This is a genomic window from Chryseobacterium sp. RU37D (assembly GCF_900156075.1).
Classification (GTDB): domain Bacteria; phylum Bacteroidota; class Bacteroidia; order Flavobacteriales; family Weeksellaceae; genus Chryseobacterium.
The window spans coordinates 1-15,449 of the sequence record NZ_FTMM01000008.1 but is presented as its reverse complement, the minus strand read 5'-3'; the positions used below and the strand labels follow the sequence as shown (position 1 = coordinate 15,449).

Genomic DNA, 15,449 nt, shown 5'->3' with positions numbered 1-15,449 from the left:
TTTTAAAAACCTTGAAGGTTTGTTTTTTATAAAGTTTTTAATTTCTCCTCCAAAATCGCTATTTTGTCAAGAGCATCTTTTTGTTTTTTGCGCTCCACCTCTACAACTTCCGGTTTTGCATTAGCAACAAATTTTTCATTGGAAAGCTTTTTATCCACAGAAACGAGGAATCCTTTTAAATATTTTAATTCTTCTTCTGTTTTCGCTTTTTCTTCTGCTAAATCCAGATTTTCGCTTAATGGAATAGAAATTTCCGTTGCTCCTACCAGGAAAGTAAAGCTCGGCTTATCTGTCTTTGTTCCGAAATGAATTTCTGAAACATTGGCTAACCTTTTAATAATTGCTTCGTTTGCAAATTCTGAAGCATTGGTATAAATTTCAGCAGTTTCCCTTGGTGAAATCCCTTTTGTCTGACGGTAATTTCTAACCCCGGAAATAATTTCAGATGCCGTTTCGAAGTTTTTAATAATTTCTTCGCTGAATGCTTCTGCTTTTTTCTGCTGAGCAATAATTAACGCCTCTTCAATACTTCTCTCTGAAATGTTTTGCCATAACTCCTCTGTTAAGAAAGGCATGAATGGGTGCAATAATTTCATTAATTCTTCAAAAAGCCAAACTGTTTTAGTGTAAACTTCTTTAGAAATGCCCTCTCCATAGTTAGGTTTAATGGCTTCCAGATACCAGGAACAGAAATCATCCCAGATTAATTTATAAACCAAATGTAAAGCATCAGAAATTCTGAATTTTTCAAATTGATCATTAATCTCAGTAATTGTTTTATTTAATTTATTCTCAAACCATTCGATTGCTTGAAGTTCAGTTGAATTCGCGGGTTTATCTTCATGATTCCACATATTGATCAAACGGAAAGCGCTCCAGATTTTAGACATGAAATTTCTCCCCTGCAACATTAAATCTTCATCGAAAAGAAGGTCGTTTCCTGCTGCGGAACTCAATAAAATTCCAACACGAACGCCATCTGCACCATATTTATCCATCAACTCTAATGGATCTGGTGAATTACCTAAAGATTTTGACATCTTTCTTCTCTGCTTATCTCTTACAATACCTGTAAAATAAACATTTTTGAATGGAACTTCTTTTCTATACTCCAATCCTGCCATGATCATTCTCGCTACCCAAAAGAAAATAATATCCGGACCTGTTACCAAGTCTGAAGTTGGATAATAATAATTGATGTCTTTATTTCCAGGATCAAGCAATCCGTCAAAAACAGATATTGGCCACAACCAAGATGAGAACCATGTATCAAGAGCGTCTTCGTCCTGTTTTAGGTTGTCAGCTGTTAGTTGATCGTTGTTAGTTTTTTGTTTTGCTAAAACTAAAGCTTCTTCAATTGTCTCGGCAACTACGAAATCATTTTCTCCGTCTCCGTAATAGAACGCAGGAATTTGCTGTCCCCACCAAAGCTGGCGGGAAATATTCCAGTCGCGAATGTTTTCCATCCAATGTTTGTAAGTATTTTTAAACTTTTCAGGATAAAATTTAACTTCATCATCCATTACAACATCTAAAGCCGGTTTTGCAATTTCAGACATTTTCAGGAACCACTGAACAGAAACTTTAGGCTCAATAACTGCGCCTGTTCTTTCAGAAGTTCCTACTTTATTTACATAATCTTCTGCTTTCAACAAAAGATCTTTTTCTTCTAATTCTTTCGCAATTTGCTTTCTTACATCAAATCTGTTTTTTCCTGCGTAATGTTGACCGTGATCATTTAAATTTCCGTCATCATCCAAAGAATCAATCATCTGAAGATTATGCTTCTGCCCGATCTCGTAGTCATTGATGTCGTGAGCAGGTGTAATTTTCAATGCACCCGTTCCGAATTCAATATCAACATATTCATCTTCGATGATCGGAATTACTCTGTCAACAATAGGAACAATTACTTTTTTACCTTTCAAATGAGCATATCGCTCATCATTAGGATTGACACAAACCGCAGTATCCCCGAAAATCGTTTCAGGACGCGTTGTAGCTACCGAAAGAAATTCCTCAGAACCTTCAATTTTATATTTCAGGAAATATAATTTTCCGTTTTGTTCTTTAAAGATTACCTCTTCATCAGAAATATTGGTTTTCGCTTCAGGATCCCAGTTGACCATTCTGTAGCCACGGTAAATCAATCCTTTATTGTATAAATCAACAAAAGATTTGATAACCTGCTGAGAAAGTTTTGGTTCCATTGTGAAACGCGTTCTGTCCCAATCGCAAGAACAACCTAATTTTTTCAACTGCTCAAGAATTGTTCCTCCATATTTATCGGTCCAGTCCCAGGCGTGTTTTAAAAATTCTTCGCGGGTGATATCAGACTTGCTGATCCCTTCAGATTTCAGTTTAGCAACAACTTTAGCCTCAGTAGCAATTGAAGCGTGATCTGTTCCCGAAATCCAACAAGCATTGAAACCCCGCATTCTTGCACGGCGAACCAAAACATCCTGAATGGTATTGTTAAGCATATGCCCCATGTGTAAGATCCCCGTAACGTTTGGCGGAGGAATTACAACAGTATAAGGCGGCTTATCATTCGGCTCTGAATGGAAGTATTTGTTTTCCAACCAGTAATTGTACCACTTTTGTTCTGTTTCCTGTGGATTGTACTTTTCTGAAATCTGCATAAATTCTTTTACTTTAATTTACAATTTGCAAAAATAGTCTAAAGAAAAAAAATTTTAAGTATGAATTAAAATAATTTTTAACTTTGTTTCTCAAAATTTATCTAACAATATATTTAACATTCAAGAATATGAAAAAATTAATCGCAGGAATTGCATTATTCGGGACATTCGCTTTTGCATCTGCACAAACTATTACATTCGACAAAACGACTTTTGACTATGGTACAATAAAGCCTAGTTCAGACGGTACAAGATTTTTTACAGTAACAAATACGGGTGACAAGCCTCTTGTTCTTTCCAATGTAAAAGCCTCTTGTGGATGTACAACCCCTGAATTCAAGACAGATCCTATTATGCCAGGAAAATCTGCTCAGATCAAAGTTGGATACAATACTGCTATCAATGGAGGATTCAACAAAATGATCGAAGTATTTTCTAACGACCCTGCAAACAGCAGAAGCGTAATCTACATTAAAGGAAACGTAGATCCAAACGCTCCAGATCCAAAACCACTGACACCTGCGGAACTAAAAGCTAAGGCAAAGGCTGACAAAAAAGCCGCTAAAGCTGCTAAAAAAGTTGCTGTTGTGAAGTAATCTTTACTAAAAAATAAAGAAACCGTCTCTGTTGAGGCGGTTTTTTATTATATTTATTGTAGTTTTAGAATTTAGCAAAGTTATCTTTAAATAAAATAAAAATATGGACACCAATTTCTCAGATGATTTTTTGATCAAAGGAAAATTCTCAATAAAAAAGACTTCTACAAAATATGAAGGAAAACTTACCAAAGAAGAAGGGACAGAATTATTAATCCATGAAAAGGAAAAACTTCGTGAGCTTCAGGAAAAATTATATGCCGATGGAAGCAAATCTCTTCTGGTGGTGCTTCAGGCGATGGATGCAGCAGGAAAAGACAGCCTAATTGAGCATGTTTTCGGAGGTGTAAACCCACAGGGATGTAATGTAACAAGCTTTAAAACACCAAGCTCTAAAGAATATTCCCACGATTTTTTATGGCGTCATTATCTGGCATTACCTCAGAAAGGAATGATTGGGATTTTTAACCGCTCACACTACGAAAATGTTTTGGTTTGTAAAGTGCATCCTGAATATAATTTAAGTGAGAAAACATGGAGAACAGTAAATGATTTTGACAATAGATTCTGGGAAAACCGCTACGAAAGCATTCGTAATTTTGAAAAACACCTTTCTCAAAACGGGACAACCATTGTAAAAATATTTCTGAACGTTTCTAAAGAAGAACAAAAAAAAAGACTTCTTGACCGTATCGATGAACAAGAAAAAAATTGGAAATTTTCCATGGGTGATCTTCCGGAAAGAGCATTATTTGAAAAGTATATGGAATGCTATGAGGAAGCCATCAATGAAACTTCGAAAGACTATGCTCCTTGGTATGTTCTTCCTGCGGATAATAAATGGTTTGCAAGAGTGGCAGCCATTCAGATCATTATTGATACTTTAGAAAAAATGGATTTGAGGCTTCCTCACCTTTCTGATGAAGACAAATTGAGCTTAGGGGAAGCGAAAAAACAGTTGGAAAACGAAAAATAATATGACAGATGCTTCGACAAGCTCAGCATAAGATCTCTAATACTAACTGTTTATGAACTGCCTTGTAAGGTGTCATGCTGGGCCTGTCGAAGCATCTTTCATTTTAAATATTCAAATTAAAAACTTCCCTCCTCCAGCTTCTAACTTCCAGCTTAAAAAAACCACGAGAAAATCTATAAGCCGGATTTTGTGCTTCCGAAGAAGTGCCTGTTATTTATCTGCGTCATACATTGCTGCAGGACTTTAGCTGATTACCCCTCGGCTTTCAGGGCGAGCAACCCCTATTTTCATTGCTGAAAAGAACCGATATACTTATCATTGCACCACAAAGAGTTTACCTGATTTCACTACAGCCGAACTGTACATCCTTTCTGTTGCACTGGTCCTACCCTCACGGGTGACGGATGTTATCCGCTTTGCTGCTCTACGGTGTCCGGACTTTCCTACCCTTACCGAAATAAGAATCAACAAGCCGACTTTCTCGTGGGTGCAAAGATACAATTTAATGTAACAATTCAGAAATCTAGCAATATAACAATCCTAATTACCTTTTTTTAAAATTAAATTATCACAGTAATAGATTGTTATACTGTTACACTATTACATTGTTAAATTGATATTTTATCTTATCTTCGTAAACTAAACAAAACACATATTGGCTTCAAAGGAAAAAGAGTTTGCGCAGCTTATTAAGGATAATCAGGGGTTGATTATCAAGGTTTCGCGTCTTTATACCAATTCTTTGGAGGATGAGGAAGATCTTTTCCAGGAAATTGTCTTGCAGTTGTGGAGAAGCTATGATTCATTTAAAGGAAATTCCAAAATTTCTACATGGATGTACCGTGTTGCTTTAAATACAGCCATTACTCTTTTCAGAAAAAAAAGCAAGAGCCTGCCTACCAACGAGCTAGACATTAATCACGCCGATTTTATCGAAGATGATGATGAAAAACAGCAGCAGGTATCACTTTTGTATACTGTAATAAAAACACTTCCCAATGTGGAACGAGCTATTGTAATGATGTACCTTGACGATTTGCCTTACAAGGATATTGCAGAAAACCTCGGGATTACCGAAGTAAATGCGCGTGTAAAAATGAACAGATTAAAGAAAACACTTAAAGAGCAGATGGAAAAATATGCCTGATTTTGATTTAGACAGCTTAAAGAAGATGTGGCAGGAGCAGCCTGTTCAGAAAAAATATGACGACACTGAGATCCTTCAGATGTTGAACCGGAAATCGCGGAATTACGTGAAGTATATTTTCTGGATCAGTGTTGCAGAATTTGTGTTTTTTTCTGCTTTGGGATTATTTTATTTTTTCCGGGGTGAAGAATCTACCAGCTTTATAAAAGTTTTAGAAAGGCTGGGAGCTCAAAAAACCCCTGAGGTTGAAAGTAATTTTGACAATGCTTATTTAATTGTAAAAATTCTCAGTTTATTAATTACAGCTTATTTCGTTTATAAATTCTATCAGAACTATCGTAAGATCAAAATTGAAGAAAATTTAAAAGGTTTAATTACACGAATCATTAAGTTTAAGAAAACCGTCAATGCCTTTATCTTAATCAGTATTGCCCTTCTGATTGCCTTTACATCAGTTTTCACGGCATTTATATTTTATGCTTTAAATACACAGAATATTGAGCCTAAAAGTGCCGATCTTACCATCGTTATTGTAGGAATTATTGTAAGTACTGTTTTGAGTGTCTCATTGATATGGCTGTACTACAAGCTGGTTTACGGCATTATTATCAAAAAGTTAGACCGCAATCTTAAACAGTTGAAAGAAATTGATTCTCATAGCTGATATTGGAAAATAAATTTAAACTTTGTCAAAGATTTTAACTTTGACAAAGTAAAAAAATAAAAAGCATTTCGGGTGAGAAATGCTTTTTTCTTATTCTAAAGTTCTTTTCTTAATCTGGCAACAGGAATATTCAGCTGTTCACGATATTTTGCGATTGTCCGTCTTGCAATATTGTAACCCTGTTCTTTTAGAATAACAACCAAAGCATCGTCGGTAAGCGGCTTTCTTTTATTTTCTTTATTGATAACCTCCTGAAGGTGAGTTTTTATTTCTTTGGTAGAAACCTCTTCCCCATCGTCATTGGTAAGGCTGTCTGAGAATAAATCTTTCAGGTAAATAATTCCGTTGGGTGTATCTGCATATTTACTTTTTACCACTCTTGAAATTGTGGAAATATCAAAGCCTGTAATATCTGCAATATCTTTTAAAATCATTGGTTTTAAAGATTTCTCATCACCGGTAATGAAATATTCTTTCTGAAATTTTACAATTGCGGTAATAGTCTGCAATAAAGTATTCTGGCGTTGATTGATTGCATCAATATACCATTTTGCAGCATCCAATTTTTGCTTAATAAACAGAGCAGCCTGCTTATGTTCCGATGAATTTTTATCGTGAGAATAGGTTGTTAAGATATCTTTATATTCTTCCGAAACCCTTAGAGTAGGCGCATTTTTGCTGTTAAGCATTGGGATCACCTGTCCGTCTTTTACCTGAATCACAAAATCCGGAATAATTTCCTGATTAATTGTAATTGTCTGAGTATCAAAATTTCCACCTACTTTTGGTGATAACTTTGAGATTTCATCCAAAGCATCCTTCAAATCATCCTCTTCAATATCGTATTTTTGGATAATCTTGTTGTAGTGCTTATTGGTAAGAGCATCAAACTGATGTCTTAAAATATTCGCGGCCAGTGAAACTGCTTTATCAGAGCTTACTTTCTTTTCAATCTGTAAAAGGAGGCATTCCTGTAGACCTCTCGCTCCCACACCCGGCGGATCAAGCTTCTGAACATAATTTTCAAGAATGTCCTCCACTTTTTCTTTTGTAGTATAAATTCCTTGAGAAAAAGCCAGGTCATCAACAATGGATTTTATTTCTCTTCTCAAATATCCGTCTGTATCAAGGTTACCAATAAGGTATTCTGCAATTTTTTCATCTTCTTCACTGATGTTTACAAGGTGGATCTGCTCCAGCAGATAATCATATAAAGATTGCCCTTCTGTAAGCAGGCTTTCGTTATCAAATTCTTCGTCGTCCGGAGAATAATTGCTGGATGCAGTTTTATAACTTGGTTCGTCATCGTAAAGATATTGGTCAACATCAAAATCAGTTTCAATGCTATCCGTACCCTCATCCTGGTAAGCGTCTTCAAGGGAAGAATAATCCTCTTCTTTGGTTTCCTCCTTCACAATTTCCAATGCAGGGTTTTCTTCTAACTCTCTTTCCAACTCCTCTTCGAATTCCAACGTGTGAAGCTGAATCAATTTCATCAACTGGATCTGCTGAGGTGCGAGCTTCTGACCTAATTTGAGTTGTAAGTGTTGTTTAAGCATATTTACTCTTTGTGTTTTAACATAACATATTCTACGAATTTAATAATTTTTTTCGAGAAAAATAGTTTTTAGCACGATTTTTGTAGTACATGTGGTACAATAAGCTATTTAAAATAAACAACAAAAGCCCTTAAATGATTTTTAAAGGCTTTTGTTGTTTATAAATCCATTTTAATTTTTTTCTTCCAGATTTTATTCCATCTATTTGTCATCATTCCGTAGAAACCCAAACACCATTTTCCATCAAGTTTTCTAATATTGGGTCTGGATTCCTACAGAATGACAAAACTTCGTGAATATTTCCCAATGCTTAAATTAATGACTACTACCTAGCCCTATGTTCATGAGTAAAGTAACCTGAAAGATACAGCACTTCCACAAGGCCAGTGTAAATTCCAGACGGGGAATAGCTTCTAAAAATTTATACAGATTTAAAGTTAATAAAAAAATCCCTCCCATTTCTGAGAAGGATATTATCTAATTACAATAAGTTATATTCTTAAAACTCAGCATTTTTTGGTGTTCTTGGAAAAGGAATCACGTCTCTGATGTTTGTCATTCCTGTTACGAAAAGAATTAACCTTTCCAGTCCTAATCCAAATCCTGCATGCGGAACAGAACCGAACTTTCTTGTGTCTAAATACCACCAGAGCTCATGTTCATCTACATGCATATCTAACATTTTTTGTTTTAAGACATCCAATCTGGCTTCTCTTTCAGACCCTCCGATAATCTCTCCGATTCCCGGAAAAAGAACATCCATTGCCGCAACCGTTTTATTGTCATCATTCAGCTTCATATAGAATGCTTTGATCTCTTTCGGATAGTCGAATAAAACTACCGGGCTTTCAAAATGCTTTTCAACTAGATATCTTTCGTGCTCAGACTGAAGGTCAGTTCCCCAATTCTCAACCGGATATTGGAATTTTCCTTTCTTATTCTCTTTTGAATTCATTAAGATCTCAATGGCTTCCGTGTAAGAAACTCTCTTGAAACGTTTAGCAATTACATTTTCAAGCTTTTCTATAAGACCTTCTTTTGCTCTTTCTTTTTCAGGTTTAGTTTTTTGCTCTTCTGCAAAACGTTTATCTAAGAAATCCAGATCATCCTTACAGTTATTTAAAACATATCGAATCACATATTTTAAGAAATCTTCTGCCAGATCGATGTTATCTTCAAGGTTGTTGAAAGCCACTTCCGGCTCGATCATCCAGAATTCTGCCAAGTGACGTGTTGTGTTTGAGTTTTCTGCACGAAAAGTAGGTCCGAAGGTGTAAATTCTTCCCAGTCCCATTGCTGCAGTTTCTCCTTCAAGCTGTCCGGAAACTGTTAAGTTTGTTTTTTTACCGAAGAAATCCTGAGCAAAATCAATATCCCCCTGCTCATCTCTTGGAATGTTGTTCAAATCAAAGTTGGTAACGCCAAACATTTCACCTGCTCCTTCCGCATCAGCTCCTGTGATAACAGGCGTATTGATATAGAAAAATTGGTTTTGATTAAAGAAAGAATGTATTGCAAAGCTCACTGCATGACGTACTCTGAAAACTGCCCCGAATAAGTTTGTTCTGAATCTTAAATGAGCCTGTTCTCTTAAAACTTCTAAAGAATGTTTTTTAGGTTGAAGAATTGTTTTGTCTCTTTCCTCTGTAAAGTTGTCTCCTAAAATGATCAATTTTTTAGCGATAATTTCTACAGATTGTCCCGCTCCCTGGCTTTCCACAACCTCTCCTACAACTTTCAGTGAAGCTGCAGTACTGATTTTACTAATAATCTCTTCATCGAAATTTTCGAAATCAACAATGATCTGCAAATTATTAATCGTAGAACCATCATTAAGTGCTATAAAGCGATTCGCACGGAACGTTCTTACCCAGCCGTAAACCGTAATGTCATGATGTAGTACTTTCTTGTAATCCTGTAGGATTTCCTTAATTGTCTGCTTTTTCATTTGTTGATTATAAATTTTTGTATAAAAATTAATGAGTGCAAAGTTACAAAAAACAGCGCAATTGATCTTATGCCGCTTTAATTAAAAAAAATAATTATCAATTATGTAATAAATACTAATTTCAAACATGAATTAATTAAAGAAATTGTTTTTATTTATGAGTTTTTAAATTTGATTCTACGAATCTCTCCTGGAAATGAAGAAAATATGTATCTGTATCCTATCGATAATTGGGTAAAATTCACATTAGCCTACCTATGACACAAAAATCGGAAGTATTAGATTTTGCAAATTCGGGCAGTTTCATAAAAATGGCAGTATATGGAACGGCAAACAAATTTTAGATAAAAACTGGATCAAAAAATGTACACCAATATTTTACAGAAAATAAGTAATTGGTAATTAAGTATTGAAAACAAAGTGAGAAGTAAGAACGTAAAAGCGAGTTTACTTTCTCAACTTTTTGCCTCTTTGCCAAAAAAGTTATTCATCCTTCTTCAACGGAATCAGGAAAACATCAATAAGGCCTTCCGGCAATTGCATTTTGATAAACTTTTCGTCTCTGTTTACTTCAAGAATCCAGTCTTTAATGATAGGAATTACGATTTCTTTTCCGCCAAAATTCGTAACGAAATAATTCTGTGCTGTCTGATCATTTACAGATTCGATGACGCCGCAGTTGTTATTTTCTTCATCAAAAATCGTAAAGCCGATAATCTCATGATAGTAAAATTGTTTCCCGGAAAGTTTTGGCAGGGTAGAAAGCGGTAAATATACATTTTTACCTAAAGATTGATCTACCAAAGCCTCTGTAGAGTTTTTAAAAGAAATATTCAGAGCATCAGATTTGCTCCAGGATGTTTTTGCAATAAAAAAGGGAACCAATAATCCGTTGATTTCAACGAATATTGATTCCAGTTTATTGTAAAGCTCGGGTTGATCTGTATCCAGTTTAAGGATTACATTTCCCGCAAGTCCGTGTCTGCGCGTGATTTTTCCTAGTAAATAGCAATCTTCTTTACGCATTCCGGGGGTTCTTCCTTAAGCTTCAGTGTTTTCTTCTGTAGATTCAGCAGCAGCTTCCCCTTCAGGAGTCTCAGCAGTCTCTTCAGCAGCAGGTGTATTAGTCGCTTCTTCAGCAGCCTTAGCTTCAGCTTGTGCAGCAGCAGCAAGTCTAGCTTCGTTTACTTTTGCTTCAGCATCCAAAGCAGCTTTTTTGGCATCAGCCTTAGCAGTTGCCAGTCCTTCTACTTTACCTTGTACTTTTGCTTCTTTAGCTTCTAACCATGCATTGAATCTTTTTTCAGCTTCCGCCTCATCAAAAGCACCTTTAGCTACACCACCTTGTAAGTGTTTTTTGTAAAGTGCACCTTTGTAAGAAAGGATTGCTCTTGCAGTATCAGTAGGCTGAGCACCGTTGTTTAACCACTGTACAGCTGAATCAACGTTTAAATCGATAGTTGCAGGATTAGTAATTGGGTTATAAGTTCCAAGCTTCTCGATGAATTTACCATCTCTTCTTGCTCTGGAATCTGCAACCACGATGTGGAAGAAAGGTTTACCTTTTTTACCGTGTCTTTGTAATCTGATTTTTACTGACATAATGTTTGAATTTTAGGGGAACTCGTCCCAGTTAAATATTTAAGAGTGCAAAGATAATAAAAAAGTTTAAATTAAAAAGCTCCGGGTAAAAAATTCAGATATTTTTTTCAGGAGCCGGGAACCCGCTCTCACTACTCGCTTTTTTCTTTTACAAAGAAAAAGAGCTCAGACAGGCCGCTCGATCAGGGCTATTTTACTTCAGATTACCCATATAGAACAACCCCAGGCATTTCTGATTTTCTTCAATGGTAAGTGATTCTTTTAAGTGATCCACAATTTTCGGGGAACTCCAATAACAGCCTATATTATTAGCAGTACAGCTAAGATACATATTCTGAACTGCCATAGAAACTGCCGCGATTTCCTCCCATTCCGGAACCATTCCGCTGAAATTGACAACAATAGAAACTATAGCATCTGCTTTATTGATTTTAAAACCAATATCATTGTATTTTTTTTCCAAAAAAAGTTGTTCGGGCTGGGTAGCTTTATAGATAGCCTGCATTTCTGAAGCTAATTTCGTTTTTCCTTCCCCTCTGAACAGTTTGAAACGCCAAGGCCTGGTACGCTTGTGGTTGGGAGCAAATGTCACTGAATGTAAGATTTCATCCAGAATTTCCTGAGAAATTTCTGTGGCAGAATAATCTTTTGGAAAAATGCTTCTTCTTTGCTCTATTATTTGTTTTAAAACTTTTGCGTTATTCATAAATCAAAATTACGAAAAACTTGATGGATGGCTAATAATGATAAATTTTTTTCATTTCATCAATAGATTTCCCCATCTTTGAAAACTTATTATTATTAAACTGACCAGTCATTTATTTATTATTCCTAAATTACCTCCAGAATCTTCTGATGAATTTCATTCAATGTAAACTCATCACCTGATTTCATCCCCATCATTTTTTTTGCCATCGGGCTTTCCGGTGAAATCGCATAAAAACGGTCACCTTCAAAAAAGAACTCTCCTAAAGAAACGGAAATATAAAAACGTGCTTTATTAGTAATCACCAATGATCCCAACTGAACTTTTTCGGTGGTATTATTCAGGACTTTTGCCATATTTCTCCTCAAATCATTCAGGGCACCGAGCTGCCTTTGCATCTGGTAAATTTCTTCCTGCATTTCTTCCCTTATGCTATCATATCTCGGTGTCTTTTTGATATCGCGGCTCGCCTCTAAAGTAAATTCAATGAAGTTTTTTAGCTTTTCGATCTTTTCGGCAATCGCTGTTTTTACATAATTTCTTATGTTATTTTTCTCAAATACTATCTTCTCCATAAATCGAATCTTTATATAAAGATAATATTTTTTCAATATAAATAAAAAAAGCCCTGTAAAAAATTACAAGGCCTTCATTTAGTTTTCAGAAAGTTTTTTCAGATTATCCAAACCTTCACCATAAGATTTTCCCATTTGGTAATCCATCATTGGTCTCATTATTTTCATCATTGAATTCTGTTCAGTATCCATCGTCCATGTAACTTTTGTAGCATTTCCTTCTGGTAACAAAACAATTTCTGAAGTCGCCTCCCCTTCAAATGGCTTAATAAAAGTCATTTTGGTTTTCTGCTTTTCATTTAAAATCAATTCTTTAATTTCCTGGCAGCCGGCTCCTGCATTATCATTTTTACTATCCCAGCAATATTTATCACCTACTTGTCCGGAAACTCCGGTGTAGGTAATTTTCATAGCAGGATCCAGTTTCATCCAAGGATTCCAGTTATTAAACCCCTTCATTGAGCTTATTTGTTGCCAGACTTTTTCTTTCGGAGCATTAATTACTACAGATTTTTCAAAATGATAATCTTTACTGAAGGCAAGCATTGCAATAATGGCATAAGCTATAATTAAAAGAATAATTACACCAATAATTTTTAAGATTGTTTTCATAGGTTAAATATATTTGGGTTTAAAATTTTAACATCGCCTGTTTTTATCGTTCATCTGCCGCCAAAAATAATCATTTCCCCAATCTTCCGTCTTAGCATATGACAAGATTAATAAAGATAAACAATTTTGTCACAACTTTTCATTCGGGCATTATTTTTGACCAGTCAGTTCAAGAATCGTTGTGATTCCTTACATTTACAATAATTAAAATTTTTAAAATGAATATTTTAACAGAAAAATTTAATACACCATATCATTCTGCACCGTTTACTTTTATTAAAAATGAAGATTTTCTTCCGGCTTTCAAGGAATTAATTCAACGATCTGAAGCAGAAATCGATGCCATTGTCAACAATCCTGAAGATCCTACTTTTACAAGTGTGATTGAAGCCCTGGCCTATTCGGGAGAGCAGCTGGATGTGGTTTCTAATATTTTTTTCAATTTAAATTCTGCAGAAACCAATGACGAATTGCAGCAGATCGCTCAGGAAGTTTCACCGATTTTAACGGAATATTCTTCAAAAATCTCTCAAAATGAAGCTTTATTTAATAAAATAAAAAAAGTCTTCGATGAAAAAGAGAAGTACAACCTTAATGAAGAGCAGCAAATGCTTTTAAATGAAACTTACAAAGGTTTTGTGAGAAGCGGTGCTTTATTAAATGAAGAAGACAAGGAAAAATTAAAGAAAATCAATATGGATTTATCTTTAAAATCTCTTCAGTTCGGGCAGAACGTCCTGGCCTCCACCAATAATTACTTTAAGCATATTACCAATAAAGAAGATCTCGCAGGAATTTCTGATGCTATTTTAGAACAATACGCTGAAGAAGCAAAAGAAAGAAGTCTGGAAGGTTGGGTTGTCACTCTGCAATACCCAAGCTATATTCCGTTCATGACGTATGCAGAAAACCGTGAGTTAAGGAAAGAACTGGCATTGGCCAATGGTAAAAAATCTTTTGACGGTGGAGAATTTGATAATCAGAAATTAATTAAAGAATTGCTTACACTAAAACAGCAAAAAGCAGAATTATTAGGCTATAACGACTATGCAGACTATGTATTGGAAGAAAGAATGGCAAAATCTCCAACAAAAGTTTTAGAATTTTTGAATGAGCTACTGTTAAAAGCAAAACCTTATGCAAATAAAGAAATCGAAGAATTAAAATCTTTGGCAAAAACCGATGGAATAGATCAAATGCAGGCTTACGACCATGCTTTCTTTGCAGAAAAGCTTCGTAAAGCAAAATTTGATCTTAATGATGAAGAATTAAAACCTTATTTCCCTTTGAATCAGGTTCAGAATGCCGTTTTTGGGCTGGCAAATCAACTTTTCGGGCTGACTTTTGAAGAAAGAAATGACATTCCGAAATATCACGAAGATGTAAAAGTTTTTGAAGTTTTTGAGGCAGGAAGCAGAAAGTTTGAAGATGGAAGCAACAATGCTGAAAAAACTTTCAAGTCTTTACTATACGTTGATTATTTTCCAAGAAAAGGAAAGAGAGCAGGTGCTTGGATGACAAGCTATAAAAATCAGTATAAAAAAGATGGGGAAAATTCCCGTCCGCATATTTCTATCGTTTGTAATTTCAGCAAGCCTACAAAAGATACACCGAGCTTATTAACATTCCAGGAGGTAACAACTTTGTTTCATGAGTTCGGCCATGCCCTTCACGGAATGCTTGCGAATACGCAATACCCTACCCTTTCCGGAACTTCTGTGAAATGGGACTTTGTGGAACTACCGTCCCAGTTTCTTGAGAACTTCTGCTACGAACCTGAATTCTTAAAAACTTTCGCAAAACATTATAAAACTGATGAAATTCTTCCTGACGAAAAAATCGAGAAAATCGAGAAGTCGAAAAACTTTATGGAAGGTTATCAGACCTTGAGACAGCTTGGTTTTGGATTGCTGGACATGAATTACCATACAAAAGTCAGAGAGTTGGAGAATAAGACCGTGAAGGCGTTTGAGGATGAGTACACGAAAGCTACACAATTGTACCCTGTAAATCCTGAAACAGCGATGAGCCCGAGCTTTTCACACATCTTCCAGGGAGGGTATTCTGCGGGGTATTATTCTTACAAATGGGCGGAAGTTCTGGATGCTGATGCATTTCAATATTTTAAAGAAAACGGGATTTTTAATCCTGAAATTGCGACGAAGTATAAAACTCTTCTCTCTTCTGGTGGTACAAAAGACCCAATGGAACTTTACAAAAACTTCAGAGGAAGTGAGCCGAAAGTAGAAAGTCTGCTGAAAAGAGCTTTTGGATAATTTCATAAAAATATTATTCATTAAAATTGAAATCTACCACATTATTTATACATAGAAGTTGTTTAAACTTTTAATTTTTTGATTAATCTTAAAGAAAATGCTAAAAAATGCAGATTCTTCCAAGTAATATCCAACGTTTCAAATCT

13 protein-coding genes and 1 other RNA gene are annotated in these 15,449 nt (G+C 35.3%); 5 read left to right on the top strand and 9 right to left on the bottom strand.

From position 1 onward, the window contains the following. Positions 1-26 precede the first annotated feature (26 nt). Positions 27-2,642: a valine--tRNA ligase gene (locus BW926_RS05435; protein WP_076444944.1), complete on the bottom strand. Its 2,616-nt coding sequence runs from the start codon at positions 2,640-2,642 to the stop codon at positions 27-29. Between the two features lie 128 nt (positions 2,643-2,770). Here BW926_RS05435 and BW926_RS05430 point away from each other — a divergent pair, with 128 nt between their 5' ends. Together BW926_RS05430 and BW926_RS05425 are read left to right on the top strand one after the other, a co-directional pair. After that, positions 2,771-3,238: a DUF1573 domain-containing protein gene (locus BW926_RS05430; RefSeq protein WP_076444942.1), complete on the top strand. Its 468-nt coding sequence runs from the start codon at positions 2,771-2,773 to the stop codon at positions 3,236-3,238. Positions 3,239-3,341: 103 nt separating this feature from the next. Next, positions 3,342-4,214, top strand: coding sequence for a PPK2 family polyphosphate kinase (locus BW926_RS05425; RefSeq protein WP_076444941.1), 873 nt, complete (start codon positions 3,342-3,344; stop codon positions 4,212-4,214). 160 nt (positions 4,215-4,374) lie between these two features. On the opposite strand, the gene rnpB is transcribed toward BW926_RS05425, so the two are convergent. Then, positions 4,375-4,698, bottom strand: an RNA gene (gene rnpB, locus BW926_RS05420) — RNase P RNA component class A. Positions 4,699-4,869: 171 nt separating this feature from the next. Here rnpB and BW926_RS05415 point away from each other — a divergent pair. Next, positions 4,870-5,361, top strand: coding sequence for an RNA polymerase sigma factor (locus BW926_RS05415; RefSeq protein WP_072954385.1), 492 nt, complete (start codon positions 4,870-4,872; stop codon positions 5,359-5,361). Beyond that, positions 5,354-6,025: a beta-carotene 15,15'-monooxygenase gene (locus BW926_RS05410; protein ID WP_076444939.1), complete on the top strand. Its 672-nt coding sequence runs from the start codon at positions 5,354-5,356 to the stop codon at positions 6,023-6,025. Before BW926_RS05415 ends, BW926_RS05410 begins: the two co-directional genes overlap by 8 nt. Positions 6,026-6,120: 95 nt before the next feature. On the opposite strand, the gene rpoN is transcribed toward BW926_RS05410, so the two are convergent. The 7 genes from rpoN to BW926_RS05375 form a co-directional block, all read right to left on the bottom strand. Then, a complete protein-coding gene (gene rpoN / locus BW926_RS05405; protein ID WP_076444937.1) occupies positions 6,121-7,584 on the bottom strand; it encodes an RNA polymerase factor sigma-54 in 1,464 nt (487 codons plus the stop codon). Between the two features lie 499 nt (positions 7,585-8,083). Continuing rightward, positions 8,084-9,532 (bottom strand): asparagine--tRNA ligase, encoded by a 1,449-nt coding sequence (gene asnS / locus BW926_RS05400; protein ID WP_076444935.1) that lies wholly within the window; start codon positions 9,530-9,532, stop codon positions 8,084-8,086. Positions 9,533-10,015: 483 nt separating this feature from the next. Continuing rightward, complete coding sequence (gene rimM / locus BW926_RS05395) at positions 10,016-10,558, bottom strand: ribosome maturation factor RimM (RefSeq protein ID WP_076444933.1); 543 nt, start codon at positions 10,556-10,558, stop codon at positions 10,016-10,018. 15 nt (positions 10,559-10,573) lie between these two features. After that, on the bottom strand, positions 10,574-11,134 hold the full coding sequence (locus tag BW926_RS05390) for a 30S ribosomal protein S16 (protein ID WP_076444931.1): 561 nt from the start codon (positions 11,132-11,134) through the stop codon (positions 10,574-10,576). 193 nt (positions 11,135-11,327) lie between these two features. Then, positions 11,328-11,840, bottom strand: a complete 513-nt coding sequence (locus BW926_RS05385; protein WP_076444929.1) for a nitroreductase family protein — start codon at positions 11,838-11,840, stop codon at positions 11,328-11,330. Between the two features lie 125 nt (positions 11,841-11,965). Continuing rightward, positions 11,966-12,415 (bottom strand): hypothetical protein, encoded by a 450-nt coding sequence (locus BW926_RS05380; RefSeq protein WP_076444927.1) that lies wholly within the window; start codon positions 12,413-12,415, stop codon positions 11,966-11,968. Positions 12,416-12,493: 78 nt separating this feature from the next. Further along, positions 12,494-13,027 carry an SRPBCC family protein gene (locus BW926_RS05375; RefSeq protein ID WP_076444926.1) on the bottom strand — a complete coding sequence of 178 codons (534 nt, stop codon included), beginning with the start codon at positions 13,025-13,027 and terminating at the stop codon, positions 12,494-12,496. A 218-nt stretch (positions 13,028-13,245) separates the two neighbouring features. On the opposite strand from BW926_RS05375, the gene BW926_RS05370 reads away from it, so the two are divergent. Then, positions 13,246-15,303, top strand: a complete 2,058-nt coding sequence (locus BW926_RS05370) for a M3 family metallopeptidase (protein ID WP_076444924.1) — start codon at positions 13,246-13,248, stop codon at positions 15,301-15,303. Positions 15,304-15,449: the final 146 nt, after the last annotated feature.